7 protein-coding genes are annotated in these 13,371 nt (G+C 76.1%); all 7 read left to right on the plus strand.

The window, feature by feature from the left end:
* The first annotated feature begins 240 nt into the window (after nucleotides 1-240).
* The 7 genes from ACZ51D_RS25650 (at nucleotide 241) to ACZ51D_RS25680 (ending at nucleotide 13,312) form a co-directional block, all read left to right on the plus strand.
* The gene (locus ACZ51D_RS25650; RefSeq protein ID WP_465663627.1) at nucleotides 241-3,375 is read left to right on the plus strand and encodes a non-ribosomal peptide synthetase; all 3,135 of its coding nucleotides are present in this window, start codon (nucleotides 241-243) and stop codon (nucleotides 3,373-3,375) included.
* A gap of 14 nt (nucleotides 3,376-3,389) precedes the next feature.
* Nucleotides 3,390-4,565 carry an acyl-CoA dehydrogenase family protein gene (locus ACZ51D_RS25655; RefSeq protein WP_465663628.1) on the plus strand — a complete coding sequence of 392 codons (1,176 nt, stop codon included), beginning with the start codon at nucleotides 3,390-3,392 and terminating at the stop codon, nucleotides 4,563-4,565.
* A gap of 27 nt (nucleotides 4,566-4,592) precedes the next feature.
* Nucleotides 4,593-6,428 (plus strand): amino acid adenylation domain-containing protein, encoded by a 1,836-nt coding sequence (locus tag ACZ51D_RS25660; RefSeq protein ID WP_465621904.1) that lies wholly within the window; start codon nucleotides 4,593-4,595, stop codon nucleotides 6,426-6,428.
* Nucleotides 6,429-6,495: 67 nt separating this feature from the next.
* The gene (locus tag ACZ51D_RS25665) at nucleotides 6,496-8,340 is read left to right on the plus strand and encodes a non-ribosomal peptide synthetase (protein ID WP_465663629.1); all 1,845 of its coding nucleotides are present in this window, start codon (nucleotides 6,496-6,498) and stop codon (nucleotides 8,338-8,340) included.
* On the plus strand, nucleotides 8,337-11,213 hold the full coding sequence (locus tag ACZ51D_RS25670) for a condensation domain-containing protein (RefSeq protein WP_465663630.1): 2,877 nt from the start codon (nucleotides 8,337-8,339) through the stop codon (nucleotides 11,211-11,213). The genes ACZ51D_RS25665 and ACZ51D_RS25670 overlap by 4 nt, the downstream gene beginning before the upstream one ends.
* 158 nt (nucleotides 11,214-11,371) lie before the next feature.
* Complete coding sequence (locus ACZ51D_RS25675) at nucleotides 11,372-11,968, plus strand: TetR/AcrR family transcriptional regulator (protein WP_465621910.1); 597 nt, start codon at nucleotides 11,372-11,374, stop codon at nucleotides 11,966-11,968.
* A 375-nt stretch (nucleotides 11,969-12,343) separates the two neighbouring features.
* Entirely contained in the window at nucleotides 12,344-13,312 is a 969-nt protein-coding gene (locus ACZ51D_RS25680; protein WP_465663631.1) for a DUF4129 domain-containing protein, read from the plus strand.
* The last annotated feature ends 59 nt before the right edge of the window (nucleotides 13,313-13,371 follow it).

Consider the following 13,371-nt stretch of genomic DNA (forward strand, 5'->3'; position numbering starts at 1 on the left):
CCCGACCTCCCACGCCCCATTCCGCGGGCCCGAACTCCCATGCCGGATCCGCCTCGCAGGATCCACCGCGCCTGGACGCGCGTGCCCGAACAGGCATGCCCGCGCAGGAGCCCGAAGCCCGGACCCCCGGGCCGCACCGTCATCCCGGTGCGGCCGGGTCCAGCGGCCGGAGCGGGACCACCCCACGCCCGCCGCCGGCCACCGCAGTGCCGACAAGCCCACCACACAAGGGAACCGCCCATGTTCGCACTCTCTCCGTCGCAGGAGATCGTCTGGCTGCACGAACAGATGCTGCCGGGAAGCCGCGCCTACAACTTCACCGCCGTCCTCGACCTCTGGGGCACCCTCGACCGGGACGCGCTGCACGCCGGTCTGGCCGCCGTCCTGGACCACCACCCCGGCCTGCGGCTGGAGTTGGTGCCCCGAGCGGAGGGGCTGCCCGGCCAGCGGGTCGCCGAGGGGTGTCAACCGGAGCTGCGCCACAGCGACTTCGCCACCGAGCACGACCCGGAGGCCGCCTTCCGGCGGCTGCTCGCCGCCGAGGCCGAAGAACCGGTCGACACCGAGCGGGCACCGGTGCTGCGCTGGCACCTGGTGCGGATCGCCGAAGGCCACCACCGGCTGATCCACGTCGAGCACCACCTCGTCCACGACGGCCACTCCTTCGCGATCCTGCTGCGCGACCTGTTCACCGTCTACCGCGCCCGGGTCCTCGGCGAGCCGTACGACCTGCCCACCGCCCCCTCGTACGAGGAGCACGCGCGGGCCGCCGTCGACGTCCCCCGCGACCGCGCACTCGACTTCTGGACCAGGGAGTTGGCCGACGCGCCGCGCGAGGTCACCCTGCCCGGGCTGGCCCGGCCGGGCGTCGAGCGCCGCCACCGGGGCGGCCAGTTGCGCCAGGCGATCGGCGCCGACCTGGCCGAGCGGCTGCGCGAGCGCAGCAAGGCGGACGGCCACACCCCGTTCAGCACCCTGCTCGCCCTGTTCGCCGAACTGCTGCGCCGGCACAGCGGGCACCGCGAGGTCGTGGTCGGCACCGCCGTCGGCAACCGCCCGGAGGGCTTCGAGGGCACCGTCGGCATGTTCGTGAACACCGTGCCGCTGCGCCTGCGGCTCGACCCCGCCGCCCCCGGCACCGAGGCCGTGGACGAGGTGACCGACGTCCTGATGCGCGCCCTGCCGTACCAGGACCTGCCGGTGCAGGAGCTGACCCGCCGCCTGGGCCTGCACACCGGCGGTGCCGACAACCCGCTGTTCAACGTGATGTTCAGCGCGCACGACGCGGCGCTCCCCGACGTCCAGGCGCCCGGCCTGGAGGTCTCGCTGTACGAGGGCTTCAACACCGGCACCACCCGCTTCGACCTCGACCTGGTGCTGCTGCCGGACGACCGCCGGGTGGTCGGCGAGAAGCACGGCGCCGCCGGGATGACCCTGGTCTGGGACTACGACGCGGACCTGTTCCGCGAGTCCGAGGCCGTGCTGCTGTCCGAGCGGCTGCTGGAGCTGCTGCGCTGCTACCTCGACCGCCCGCAGGCGCCGATCGCCGAGCTGTCCCCCGCGCCCGAGGCCGCGCCGACCACCGTGGCGCCGGTCGCCACACCTGCCGACACGTCCACCGCTACGCCCGCCGACGCACTGGCCGTGCTCGACCCGGCCGCCGCCCACGACCCGACCGCACTCGCCCTGCTGACCGGCACCGAGCGGATCAGCTACGGCGAACTCGACCGTCGAGTCACCGAGTTGGCCGAGCGGCTGCGCGCCGCCGGGGTCGCACCCGGCCAGCCGGTGGCCGCCGTCCTGCCGCGCGGCGCGGACAGCGTGGTCGCCCTGCTCGCCTGCCTGCGCCACGGCGCCGTCTACGCGCCGCTGTCCACCGAGGACCCGGCCGCCCGGCTCGGCCTGCTGCTGGAGCGGCTCAGCCCGGCGCTCGTCCTGGCCACCCGGCAGAGCGCCCTCGCGCTGCCCGCCGAGGGTGTCACCCCGGCGCTGCTGGACGGCCCGGCCTTCCCGAAGGCCGAGCCCGCCGACGTCCTGGACGGCGCCGCCTACCTGATCCACACCTCCGGCTCCACCGGCGTGCCCAAGCCCGTCCGGGTCGGCCGCGAGGCGCTCGCCGGCTACCTGGCCGCGATCGTCGACCGCTACGAACTCACCTCCGCCGACCGGGTGCTGCTGTTCGCCCGGCCGTCCTTCGACGTGGCGCTGGAGGAGGTGCTGCCCGCCCTCGCCGCCGGCGCCGCCCTGGTCGTGCCGCAGCGCGAGGTGCCCACCGGGCCCGAGCTGGTGGCCGTCCTGGCCGCCCGCGGCGTCACCGTCGCCAACCTGCCGACCAGCTACCTGCTCGCCGTCCGCTCGGACCTGTCCGAGGCGCTGCGCGACGGCCGCTGGACGCCACGGCTGCTCGTCCTCGGCGGCGAGCGCCTGCCCGCCCGGGCGCTCGCCGACCTGACCGAGGCCACCACCGTGCTGAACGCCTACGGCGTCACCGAGGCCACCGTCACCTCCACCGTGTACCAGGTGACCGCCGCCGACGTCGCCGAGGACGGCGAGATCCCGCTCGGCACCGAGCTGGACGGCGTACGGATGCACGTCCTGGACGACACGCTGCGCCCGCTCCCGGCCGGCTGCGTCGGCGAACTCGTCGTCGGCGGAGCGATGGTGGCCGACGGCTACCCCGGCCTGCCGGAGCCGACCGCCGCCCGCTTCGTCACCGTCCGCGCGCTCGACGGCGCCCGCGTCTACCGCACCGGCGACCGCGGCTACCGCGACCTGGACGGCCGGCTCCGCTTCCTCGGCCGCGCCGACAACCAGGTCAAGCTCCGCGGCCACCGGATCGAGCTGGAGGAGATCGAGGCCGCCGCCTCCGCCGAACTCGGCGGCCGCTCCTGCGCGGTGGTGCTGCACACCGACCCGCAGACCGGCCCCCGCCTGGTCGGCTTCCTGGAGGGCGCCGACCGCCCCGACCAGGCAGCCCTGCACGAGGCGCTCGCCCGCCGGCTGCCCGGCGGCCTCGTCCCGGCGAGCTGGACCGCCGTCGCCGCGATGCCCACCCTGCCCGGCGGCAAGCCCGACCGCGCCGCCCTCACCCTGCTGGCCAACCAGGCCGCCGAGGCGGGCCCCGAAGAGCAGGCCGCGCCGAGCGCGTTCGCCGACCCCGGCCAGGAGCTGATCGCCGCCGCCTGGCGCGAGGTGCTCGGCCACGACCGCTTCGGCGCGGACTCCCACTTCTTCGAGGTCGGCGGCCACTCGCTGCTCGCCGCCCAGCTCGCCGCCTACCTGGAACCGCACCTCGGCAGCCGCCCGCCGCTGCGCACCCTGTTCCGCCACGCCGTGCTGGCCGACCAGGCCCGCGCCCTCACCGGCCAGAAGTGAAAGGCAGAGCCCAAGTGACCGCCCCCTCCGCCGTCCTGGAAGCCGGACACCGCGAACTCGTCGAAGCCTTCGAGAGCTTCGTCCGCCGCGAACTCGTCCCGCTCGCCGCCGAGTTGCCCGAGATCGCCGACCAGGTGCCGGGTGACCTGCGCACCTACGTCCGCAAGCGCTCGGCCGCGCTCGGCTTCTACGCGGGCGACTACCCCGAGGAGCTCGGCGGCTCCGACATGCCCTTCACCGCCGTCGTCCTGCTGCACCACGCCGCCGGGCGCAGCGGCTGCGTCCTCGCGCCGTACGCGCTGGCCGGCTCCGACGGCCCCAGCCCGCTGCTGCGCAACGGCACCCCCGAGCAGGTCGAGCGCCACCTGATCCCGCTGGTACGCGGCGAGCAGACCCGCTGCCTCGCCCTTACCGAGCCGCACGCCGGCTCCGACGCCTTCCGCCTCACCACCACCGCCCTGCGCGAGGGCGACCGGTGGGTGCTGAACGGGCGCAAGACCTTCGTCAGCAACGCCGAACACGCCGGGATCGCGCTGGTCGTCGCCGCCACCGACCTCGGTGACGGCGCCGGCCCCACGACCGGGGCCACCGCCTTCGTGCTGCCGATGGACCAGCCCGGGCTGCGTATCGGCCAGCGCTACGAGGGCATGTCCGGCGAGCCGCTGTTCGAGCTGCTGCTCGACGGGGTCACCGTCGGCCCGGAGGCCGTGATCGGCGGCGAGGAGGGCGTCGGCGCAGCCACCGCCCTCGCCATCGACAGCCTCTCCCGCGGCCGCCTGGTGGTCGCCGCGATGTGCAACGGCATCGCCGAGTACGCGCTGCGCGTCGGCGTCGAGTACGCCAAGGAGCGGCGTGCCTTCGGCCGGGTGATCGGCGAGTACCAGCACGTCCAGGAGCACCTGGTGTCCACCCGCGCCGAGGTCGAGGCCTCCAAGCTGCTCACCCTCGCCTGCGCCCGGCTGGTCGACGAGGGCACCGAGTCGCCCGAGAACGCCGCGCTCGCCAAGCTCACCGCCTCGGAGACCGCCGTGCGCGCGGTGGACCGCTCGCTCCAGGTGCACGGCGCCACCGGCTGGGTGCGCGGCCACCCGCTGGAGTTCCTGTACCGCTACGTGCGGATGACCACGATCATCGAGGGGACCTCCGAGGTCCAGAAGGTCATCATTGCCCGTTCCATGGGCCTGAACTGACGGATCGTCATGAAAATGGAGACCACGATGGAATCCCTGAGCATCGGGTACGGCCGTCCGCACCAGGACGGCGCGGTCCTCGACCTGTTCACCACCTGGGCGCACCGCACCCCGGACGCCCCCGCCCTGATCGACGGCGAGCGGACCTACAGCTACGCCGAGCTCGACCGCCTCGCCGAGAGAACCGCCGACGCCCTGCGTGGGACGGTCGGCCCCGGCGACCTGCTCGGCGTCTGCCTCGGCCACTCGGTCTCGCTGGTGGCCGTCACCCTGGCCGCCGCCAAGCTCGGCGCCGTCCACCTGCCGCTCGGCCCGCGCCCCGGCGAGCGCCGGCTGCGGGCCGTCGCCGAACAGCTGCGCCCGGCCTGCCTGGTCGGCGAGCCGGACCTGCTGCCGCCCGGCGGCGAGCGGCTGCCGCTGGACCTGCCCACCGAGGGCGTGGTGGCCGCCCTGACCCCCGGCGAGCAGGTGCGCATCCCGGCCGGCACCCACTACGCGGTGCTCACCTCCGGCTCCACCGGCACCCCGAAGGCCGTCGCCGTCACCGAGCCCGCGCTCGGCGCGCTGCTGCAGTGGTACCGCGAGCTGACCGGCCTCGGCCCCGGCGAGCGGCACAGCCTGCTGATCGGGGTCGCCTTCGACCCGCACCTGATGGAGCTGTGGGCCGGCCTCACCTCCGGCGCCGCCCTGGTCGTCGCCCCCGAGGCCGTCCGCTGGGACTCCGGCGCGCTCACCGACTGGTGGTGCGAGGCGGGCATCACCGCGGCCGTGCTGCCCACCCCGCTGGCCGAGCCCGTCCTGGCCCGCCGCTGGCCCGCCGGGTCGGCGCTGCGCCACCTCACCGTCGGCGGCGACCGGCTGCGCCGCGCCCCCGGGCCCGACGTCACCGCGGCCGTCCACAACGCCTACGGCCCCGCCGAGGCCACCGTCACCACCACCGTGCACAGCATGGCCCCCGGCGGCGACCACGGCGCCGGCGCCCCGCCGATCGGGCGGCCGATCGCGGGCGCCGTCGTGGTGGTCACCGACGAGGACGGCCGGCCGGTGCCGCGCGGCGTCCCCGGCGAGCTGCGGATCGGCGGACGCTGCCTGGCCGCCGGGTACCTCGACCCCGAGCTGACCGCCCGCCGCTTCGTCGGCGCGCCCGAGGGCGTGGAAGGCACCGACCGGGTCTACCGCACCGGCGACCGGGTCGTCATGCGCCCCGATGGGGTGCTGGAGTTCCACGGCCGTCTGGACGACCAGGTCAAGGTCAGCGGCGTGCGGATCGAACCCGCCGAGGTCGAGGCCGCGTTCGAGCGCGACCCGCAGGTGCGCCGGGCGGTGGTGGCCGCCGAGCAGGCGCCGGCCGGCGGCGTCCGGCTGATCGCCTTCGTCCAGCCCGAGGACGGGGCCGGGACCGGCGCCGGGACCGGTCCCGAGGACGGTGTCGCGGGCGGTGCGGCGGACCGCATCGACCCGGCGCGGCTGCTCGACGCCGTCCGGCCCTGGCTGCCCGAGCAGGCGGTGCCCTCGGCCGTGCGGCTGGTGGACCGCTACCCGTTGGACGCCAACGGCAAGGTGGACCGCCACGCGCTGCTGGCCGCCGAGCCGCCGGAGCCCATCGGCGAGGACGGCGACACTCCCGTCGAGCGCACCGTGCTGAAGCTCTGCCGCGAGCTGATCGGCCGCGCCGACCTTGGCCCCGCCGACAACTTCCTCGCGTCGGGCGGCAATTCGCTCGCCGCCGCACGACTGCTGGAGGCGCTGGAAAGCGAGTACGGGATCCGGCTGCGCGCGCCCCTGGTGCTGCGCCAGCCGGACCTGCGGGCCGTCGCCCGACTGGTCGAGGAGCGGGTGGCCGCCCTGACCGCGACCACCTGACCCTCCCGCACCTCCTTAACAGGGCGCCCCGGCCGAACCGCCGGGGCGCCCGGAAGGGAACCACACCATGACCATCGCGACCCTGCCCGCGTTGATCGCCCAGCAGGCCGAACGGCAGCCCGACGCGCTCGCCGTGACCGACGGCTCCACCATCCTCACCTACCGCGAACTCGTCGACGCCGCAGGCCGGTTGGCCGCCGTGCTGACCTCCCGGGGGATCGGCCCCGGCAGCGCCGTCGGCCTGCTCTGCGCCCGCTCCACCCGCCTGGTCGTCGCCCAGCTCGCGATCTGGCGGACCGGCGGCCACGTCCTCCCGATCGACCCCGCCTACCCGCGCCCGCGCATCGCCGAGATGACCTCCGACGCCGAGGTCCGGCTCGTGCTCGGCGACAAGGCGCTGCTCGCCGAGGCCGGGTTCGCCGAGGAGCAGACCCTCGTCCTGACCGAGCACGGAACCGACATCGGCACCGATGCCGATACCGACACTGACGTCGAGACCGGCACCGGCTGCGCGGCGGCGCCGGACGCCGCCGACCCGGCCGCACCCGCGCTGGTCTTCTACACCTCCGGCTCCACCGGACAGGCCAAGGGCGTGCTCGTCCCGCACGGCGCCATCGCCGACCTGGTCACCGCCCCGGACGCCATCGCGGTCGGCCCCCGCGACCGGGTGCTGTTCCACTCCGCCGTCACCTTCGACGCCTCCACCTTCGAGCTGTGGGCCCCGCTGGCCCGCGGCGCCGCCGTCGCCGTCTCCCCGGCCGACCGGCCCACCGCCGAGGAACTCGGCCGCGACGTCGAGCGGTTCGGCGTCACCACGCTGCTGCTCACCAGCGCGCTCTTCCACCGCCTGGCCGCCCGCCAGTCACGGATCTTCGGGGTGCTGCGCACCGTGGGCGTCGGCGGCGAGGTGCTGTCGCCCGAGCACGCGGGCGCGGTGCTGCGCGCCTTCCCGTGGCTCGAACTGGTCAACGTCTACGGACCGACCGAGGCCACCACCTTCACCACCCTGCACTGGGTGACCCCGGCCGACTGCGCCGGCCCCATCCCGATCGGCCGCCCCTTCGGCGGCGCCCGCGTCCTGGTCCTGGACGAGCAGCTCGCGCCGGTGCCGCCCGGCACGGTCGGCGAGCTGTGGATCGCCGGCGACCGCCTCGCCCAGGGCTACCTCAACCGGCCCGAGCTGACCGCCGAGCGCTTCCGCGAGCTGCCGGACCTCGGCCGCGCCTACCGCAGCGGCGACCTGGTCCGCCAACGGCCGGACGGCACCCTGGAGTTCCACGGTCGCACGGACGAGCAGGTCAAGCTGCGCGGCTTCCGGATCGAACCGGGCGAGGTCGAGCACGCGCTGCTGCAGCTCCCCGAGGTCGCGGAGGCGGCGGTCGTGGTCCGCCGGGCCGGGCAGGCCGACGCGGCCCTCACCGCCTGCCTCGTCCTCGCCGAGGGCGCAAGCCAGGCCGTCGAGCCGCTGCGCGCCCGGCTCTCCGAACGGCTGCCCGCCCACCTGGTGCCCACCGCCTGGACCGTACTCGGCGCGCTGCCGCTGACCGGCTCCGGGAAGGTGGACCGGCGGGCGCTGGCCGCCGACGACCCGGTCGAGCGGCGCCCCTCCGGCGGCGGCACGCTCACCCCGATCGAGCAGGTCGTCGCCGAGGCCTGGAGCCGCGCCCTGGAGCGCCCGATCACCGACCCGGCCGCCGACTTCCTCGCCGAGGGCGGGCACTCGCTGCTCGCCATGTGGGTCGTCGACGACCTGCGCGAGGACCTCGGGGTCGAGCTCTCGCTCGCCGACTTCCTCGACCACCCGACCGTCGCCGGGCAGGCGCAGCTGCTCGAACGGGCGCTGCGGGCCACCGACGGCCCGGCCGGCGCTGACGAGGACGGCTCGGACGAGGCGCCGGGAGAGGGCCGGTGACCGCCGTGGACCAGGCCGACCTGCTGCGCCGCGCCCGCAGCCGTCGCAGCGCCGCCGCCCCGTCGCAGCGCCCCGCCGTGGCCGACGGTCCGGCCCCGCTCTCGCACGCCCAGCAGCGGATGTGGCTGATGGACCACCTCGGCCAAGGCGGCGCCCTCTACAACGTGCCGATCGCGGCCCGGCTGCGCGGCCCCCTCGACCGGGTCGCCCTCGCCGCCGCGATCACCGGGCTCACCGAGCGGCACGCCGTCCTGCGCACCCGCTACCCGCGCCGGGGCGGACAGCCGTACCAGCAGACCGACCCGGTCGCCCCGGTGCCGCTGCCGGTCGTGGACGTGAAGACCGACGCCGCGGCCTCCGAGCAGCTCGTCGCCGAGGCCGCCCGCCCGTTCGACCTCGCCACCGGCCCGGTCCTGCGCGCCCTCCTGCTGCGGCACGGGCCGGAGGACCACACGATGCTGCTGACGATCCATCACATCGCGGTCGATGGCGGATCGTTGCCGGTCCTTGCTGCCGATGTCGCTGCGCTCTACACAGCTGCACGCGACGGCGTGGCGCCGCAACTCCCGCCGCCCGGGCCGTCGTACGCCGAGTACGCCCGCCAGGAACGTGCCCGGGACGCCGAGCTCACGGCCGCCGCCGACACCCTCGCCGCCCGGCTGGCCGGCGCCCGGCCGCCGACGCTGCTGCGGCCCGTCCCGTCCGGCGCCCGCGAGCGCCGGGCCGCGCTGCACGCCGCTCCGCTGGACCCCGCCGTCGTGGACGGCCTGCGCGCCCTCGGTGCCCGGCACGGGGCCACGCTGTTCACCGTCGTCCTGGCCGCCGCGTTCGCCACCCTGCGGACGGCCTCCGGGCAGGGCGACCTCGTCCTCGGGTGCGCCAGCGGTCACCGGGCCCGGCCCGACCTGCGGCACACCGTCGGCCTCGCGGTCAACACCCTTGCCGTGCGGGTCGATCCGGCCGGCGACCCGTCGTTCGCGGAACTGCTGGCCGCGGTGCGCGGCGAGCTGCTCGACGCCCAGCAGCACCACGACGTGCCGTTCGACCTCGTGGTCGAGCGACTCGGCGCGGCGGCCCGCGGCGCGGACGGCACCCCGCTGCTCTCGGTGACCTGCGACCTCGTCCAGCCCGTCGCGCCGCTGGCGCTGCCCGGTCTCGACGCCGAGAACGTGGAACTCGACCTGGGGCTCGCCAAGTTCGGTCTGGCGCTGCTGGTGGAGGACGGCCCGGCGCCGCGCTGCCTGGTGCAGCACGACCGGGACGCCCTGGACGAGGCCACCGCAGGGCAGTTGCTGGACGCCTTCGCCGCCGTGCTCGCGGCCGTGGCCGGGGAAGCGGACCCGCTCCTGTCCGAGCTGCCCGGCCGCCTCCTGGCCGCCGCCGAACACCCGGTGGTGGAAGGCCTGTCGGCCGATCCGGGGGTGGTCGACGCGGCCGTGGTCGAGAACGCCGACGGCCCGCCGCTCGCCTACGCGGTGGTCCGCGGGCCCGGCGCCCCGAACGGTGCCCAGCTGCGGGCCGCCCTGCGCGGACGCCTGCCGGCCGCCGAACTCCCGCTCGCGGTCACGCTGGTGGACCGGATCCCCCGGCACCCCGACGGCACCGTCGACCACGGCCTGCTGCCCGGGGCCACACCGCTCCGGGACGGCCGGCTCCAGGACGGCTCACATCGGGACGGCTCGCTCCGGGACGGTCCGAGCCAGGGCGACCCGCTTCGGGACGGCCCGGTGGACACCGTCCGGGAGGTCTTCGGCGAACTGCTCGGCGCCACCCCGCCCGCCGACGGCGACTTCTTCGCCCTCGGCGGCCACTCCCTGGTCGCCGTCCAGCTCGCCGAACGCCTGCGCACCCGCACCGGGCTGCCGCTCACCGGCCTCGACATCCTGGAACAGCGCACCCCGCGCGCCCTCGCCGCCGTGCTCGCCACCCGCGAGGACGAGCGCCGCGCCGCCCTCGCCCGCACCGGCGCCCGCCCGCGCACCCGCTCCCGCACCGGCACCGTCCTGCTCACCGGCGCCACCGGCGGGGTCGGCGCGGCGGTCCTGCAGGAGCTGATGGCCCAGGGCAGGCCGGTCCGGGCCCTGGTCCGCTCCGAGTCCGCACACCTGCCCGCCCTGAACGGCGCCGAGGTGGCGGAGGGCGACCTCGCCGACCCGGACAGCCTGCGGCGCGCCGTCGAAGGCGTGGACGCCGTCATCCACTCCGCCTGCACCTTCACCGACCACGCCACCGACCTCGCCGCGATGCGCGCCCTGGTGGACGGCTGGCGGGGCGGCCCGTTCGTCTTCGTCAGCAGCATCGACGCGTACGGCCGGCCGTCGGGCACCGAGGTCCCCGAGGGCGCCCCGAGCGGCACGGCGGTCACCCCGTACGGGCAGGCCAAACTGGACTGCGAGCGGATCCTGTTCGAAGCCGCCGCCGCCACCGGCCGCGGCCCGGCCACCGCCGTACGGGCCCCGATCGTCTGGGGCCCGCACCACCGCCTGCGCGACCAGCTCCGCTGGGGCTCCACCGGCACCCTCTACCAGGCCGCCCTGGCCGGCCGGACGATCAGCCTGCCGGCGGCCGACGACCGGTACGGAGCGTCCTGGGTCCACGCCGCGGCCCTGGCCCGCGCGCTCGCCGCCTGCGCGGTCCCGGACCACCCGGCGGCCGGGCGGGTCGTCAACGCGGTGAGCGGACACGTCTCCTGGGCGGAGTTCACCGCGGAGCTGGTCCGGCTGCTCGGCTCCGACAGCCCGCTCGCCGTCGGTCCCGACGCCGACGAGGAACTGCGCCGCCCCTGGCGCTACCGGGCCGACACGCTGGCCGGCCCGCTCACACCCGAGCCGGGCGAGGACTGGCGCAGCGTCCTGGCAGCCATGGTCGGCTGAGCCGGGTCGCCCCGGGCGGAGGGGCCCGTCGTTCACCGGACCCCCTCCGCCCGGCAGCCTCGCCCGGACGATACGGGTGGCTTCCTTCCCCAGCTGTGCAGGACCTTCCGTGGCTGTGCACGCCGCAGGGTGCCTTACGATGCAAACGGGAATCCACCATGTGCAGAGAGGGGCGAGAGGTGACGGACGGCGACTCACACCGCCCGTTGCGCGCCGACGCACAACGCAACCGGGACAAGATCCTCACGGCCGCGGTGCGTGTGTACGCCGACGAAGGGCTCGACGCCCGCCTGGAACACATCGCGAAAGCCGCAGGCGTCGGCAGCGCGACCCTCTACCGCAACTTCCCCACCCGGGAAGCCCTGATCGAGGCCGTCTACCGCAACGAAGTCGCCCAGTTGTGCAACGCCGTCCCCGGCCTGCTCGCCGCCAGACCGCCCTACCAGGCCCTGCACGCCTGGACACGGCTCTTCCTCGACTACATCGCCGCCAAATCCGGCATGGCCGACGCGCTGCGCGCCATCGCCGCCGCGGGGAACAACCCGCACGGCGACAGCCGGGACATGATCCGACAGGCCCTCACCGAACTGATGGACGCCTGCGTGGCCGCCGGCGCGATCCGCACCGACATCAGCCCCGCCGACCTGGGGGCCGCCCTCGAAGGCATCGCCCTCACCTCCGCCAGACCCGAACAGCGCGAACAGGCCGAACGCCTGCTGGACCTCACCCTGGACGGCCTGACGACACGTCCGTGAGACGCCGTCGACCCGAGCCCCCGCCCGCCCGGCCGCCGGCGGATGGACGTCACGGTGGCCGGGCTCTGAGCGGTGGTGGGACAGGCCCGGACGGCGGACCCCAGGAGGGGGGAGGGGTGCCGTCCGGGCCGCTCATTGCCCACCCGGCTCTCTTCTCACCCCGATCCGGCAAGCCAAACCCCCGGGTTCGGCGCGCCTCCGACTGTCACAGCGGGCCGGGGCGCCGGGCGTGATCGGGTCCGAGTCGAGTGACGGGGAGTCCGGCATGCCCCTTGGCGGTTCGGGGCCGCCCGGGGCGGCAGGTGACACACCGACGGTCGGTGTGCGACTCTGCACCTCGCGCGCCGTCGGGCGCGGGGAACCGGGGGGGTTCGGATGAGTGGTGGGTCGCCGTCGCGTACGCGCGGGCGGTTCGGACGGCCGGCGGGCGTGCTGCTGGTCGTCGTCGGGCTGCTGATCGCCGCGGCGGAGCTGCGGCCCGAGGGCGGGCCCCTGGGCACGGCGGCGACCGGGCCGGTGACCGGCCTCGGGTTCGTGGTGCTGATCGGGCTCGGCTGGGCCGGGCTGGTCGGCAGGTTCGCGGTGCGCTTCCGCGAGGAGGTCCGCCACCTCGACGGGCCGACACCCCGGGCCGAGCGCCTGCGGGAGGCGGCCGTGGTCCTGCTGCCACTGGCCGCCGCCGTGGTGCCGGTCCTGCTGCTGGTCCTGCGCAGCCGGGCCGCCTCCGGGCCGTCCGAACTGCCGCACCCGCCGCGGCAGATGCCCACTCTGACCCCCGATGCCGTCCCCTCGGCCCCGCCGCTACCGCTCGTGTCGGCCGGCGGCGCAGGGCTCGGGGTGCTGTTCACGGCCCTGGCCGTCCTGGCGGGAGCAGCCGTGGTCGTCCTCGGCGTCGCCGTCGCGTTCCGGCTTCGCCGATTGCGGGGCCGCCGCCGGGAGACGCCCGAGGTGCTGCCCGTTGCGGCCGCCCCCGCCGGGCCCGAGGCCGCTCTCGCCGAGGCCGTCGACTCCGGCCGCAGGGCCCTCACGGGAGCGGACGCCCGAGCGGCGGTGATCGCCTGCTACGCGGCGATGGAGGGCTCGCTGGCCGTCTCCGGTCTGCCCCGACACGCGTGGGAGAGCCCGACGGAACTGCTGCGCCGAGCCCTGTCCGACGAGCGGATCGACGCCACCGGGGTGCGGGAGCTCACCGCGCTGTTCCGCGAGGCCCGGTACTCGACGCACCCGATGGACGACAGCCAGGTGCGCCGCGCCCGTACGGCCCTGGACACCATCGCAGCCCGGCTTGCGAGCGCCGAACCCGCGGCGGCCGCGGACGCCCACACCGTAGGGGAGCACCGATGAGCAGCGCCGCGCCCCGGCGCGACGGGTCCGTGGCCGGGTCCGTCGAGCGATCTTCCGAC

The organism is Kitasatospora sp. NPDC033851 (assembly GCF_055576085.1).

What these genes read in the sequence shown, in the direction of transcription:
- ACZ51D_RS25650 (WP_465663627.1), top strand. Translation starts at nt 241, where the DNA reads ATGTTCGCACTCTCTCCGTCGCAGGAGATCGTCTGGCTGCACGAACAG.
- ACZ51D_RS25660 (WP_465621904.1), top strand. Translation starts at nt 4,593, where the DNA reads ATGGAATCCCTGAGCATCGGGTACGGCCGTCCGCACCAGGACGGCGCG.
- ACZ51D_RS25665 (WP_465663629.1), top strand. Translation starts at nt 6,496, where the DNA reads ATGACCATCGCGACCCTGCCCGCGTTGATCGCCCAGCAGGCCGAACGG.
- ACZ51D_RS25675 (WP_465621910.1), top strand. Translation starts at nt 11,372, where the DNA reads ATGTGCAGAGAGGGGCGAGAGGTGACGGACGGCGACTCACACCGCCCG.
- ACZ51D_RS25680 (WP_465663631.1), top strand. Translation starts at nt 12,344, where the DNA reads ATGAGTGGTGGGTCGCCGTCGCGTACGCGCGGGCGGTTCGGACGGCCG.